Raw genomic sequence first — 1,683 nt, 5'->3', positions numbered from 1 at the left:
ATATGACGATAATCTGGGATTTGTTGTAATTGTTCAATGATATTCATCCGAATCATTGGTTGATTTTCAATCACCTTTAAGCATTATTCTCATTTTTCTTTGTTTGTATGAAATCACCCTGCTCCCGGAAAAGCGGGCAGGAGTTGGGGTGGGGTTAAACCATACTGTATCCGATAGAGAATTGCTAGATTTTCTACCGCCATGTTTATGCAACTTTGGCGAATCTGCGATCGCGCAGTCGTCTCGCCTGCGATTAGACAAGTGTAGAAAAATTTCACGCGCTGTTAGTGATTAATGGTTATTCCTCTGTAGATATGAATGGTGCTGAGTTGAAAACTCATCATTAGTACCATTTCGGCGTTGTTGCTCTACATCGTCAGGCTAAGGTTGCCTCACCGTTGGGTGAGAGCAAATCCAAAATCCCCAATTGCTACTGACACATAACCACTAACACGCTAAATCAACTATGTCATATTCTTCTGTTCCTACCGGCATCCGAGATATCTTGAGCGAACGGTTTTCTCTACTGCCTCTGAAATTCTGCATCGATTGCTGGGGGACAGACAAGATAATGACCAATGAAACTTTTGATGACTCGCTTCCTCAACTCACTTTGCAGATTCATCATCCCGGAGTCATCCGGACGCTAATTCTGAGTCAAGATCCTTTGGTTCTAGCGGAAGCTTACCTTCGGGGCTTTTTAGACTTTACAGGTAACATCGACGATCTGATGCTCTTAGAAGCGCTTTCCTTTTCCCAATGCGATCGCAGCAAAGCAATCAAAGCTTGGATGGAAGCACTGAGTCTACCCCAATTGCCTTTATCGCAGCCAGAGAAATCACCTTGGCAGAAATTGATCGCTCATAGTCGCGATCGCGACTTGGCAGTTGTTCAATATCACTATGATGTTGGCAATGATTTTTACCGTCTTTGGCTCGATCCTTTACTCGTCTATTCTTGTGCCTATTTTGAACATCCTCAGATGAGCCTGCAAGAAGCTCAGCAGGCAAAGCTTGATTTGATCTGCCGTAAACTCCAATTAAAACCCGGCGAATATTTATTAGATATTGGCTGTGGCTGGGGAGCTTTGCTACGCTGGGCTGTAACTCATTACGGAGTGAAGGGATATGGCATTACTCTGAGTAAAGAGCAGCTGGCTTTTAACCAACAAGCGATCGCGAAAGAAGGTTTGGACACCCAGCTAAAAGTCGAGCTTCTCGACTATCGAAACTTACCCCAAACGCCAACCTTTGACAAAATTGTTTCAGTTGGGATGGTTGAACACGTAGGAATTAAAAACTACCCGATTTATTTTCAGAGTGCCTTCTCTACCTTGAAGCCTGAGGGTTTGTTTCTCAATCACGGCATCACCGCGTCAGAAAAATGGGACGGTTCCAGCCTCAACGAACGCTTTGTTCAACGTTATATCTTCCCAGACGGAGAGCTGTCCAGGCTGTCCGATTCTTTAGCTGTCGCTGAAGAGAGGGGATGGGAGATTGTCGATGTTGATGCTTGGCGGATGCACTACGCTAAAACAATGCGCTGTTGGGCAGCTAATTTGGATGCAGTGATGGAGAAAGCGATCGCCCTCAGCAGCGAACGTAAAGTCCGATTATGGCGGCTCTATCTCATCGGTTTCGCTCTTGCCTTTGAACAGAACCACATGGGGCTTTATCAAGTCCT

Annotated in this window: 2 protein-coding genes; one reads left to right on the top strand and one right to left on the bottom strand. The window is 45.2% G+C overall.

The window, feature by feature from the left end:
* Positions 1–113: 113 nt before the first annotated feature.
* Positions 114–278, bottom strand: a complete 165-nt coding sequence (locus H6F50_RS07385; RefSeq protein ID WP_190427998.1) for a hypothetical protein — start codon at positions 276–278, stop codon at positions 114–116.
* Between the two features lie 188 nt (positions 279–466).
* Between H6F50_RS07385 and H6F50_RS07380 the strand changes: the two genes are divergently transcribed.
* The coding region (locus tag H6F50_RS07380; protein WP_190427996.1) for a class I SAM-dependent methyltransferase at positions 467–1,683 on the top strand (1,217 nt) is incomplete at its 3' end.

The organism is Coleofasciculus sp. FACHB-712, assembly GCF_014695635.1.
Taxonomy (GTDB): domain Bacteria; phylum Cyanobacteriota; class Cyanobacteriia; order Cyanobacteriales; family FACHB-T130; genus FACHB-T130.
Note: the sequence above shows the minus strand (reverse complement) of the source record. Positions and strands in the feature narration are given on the sequence as shown.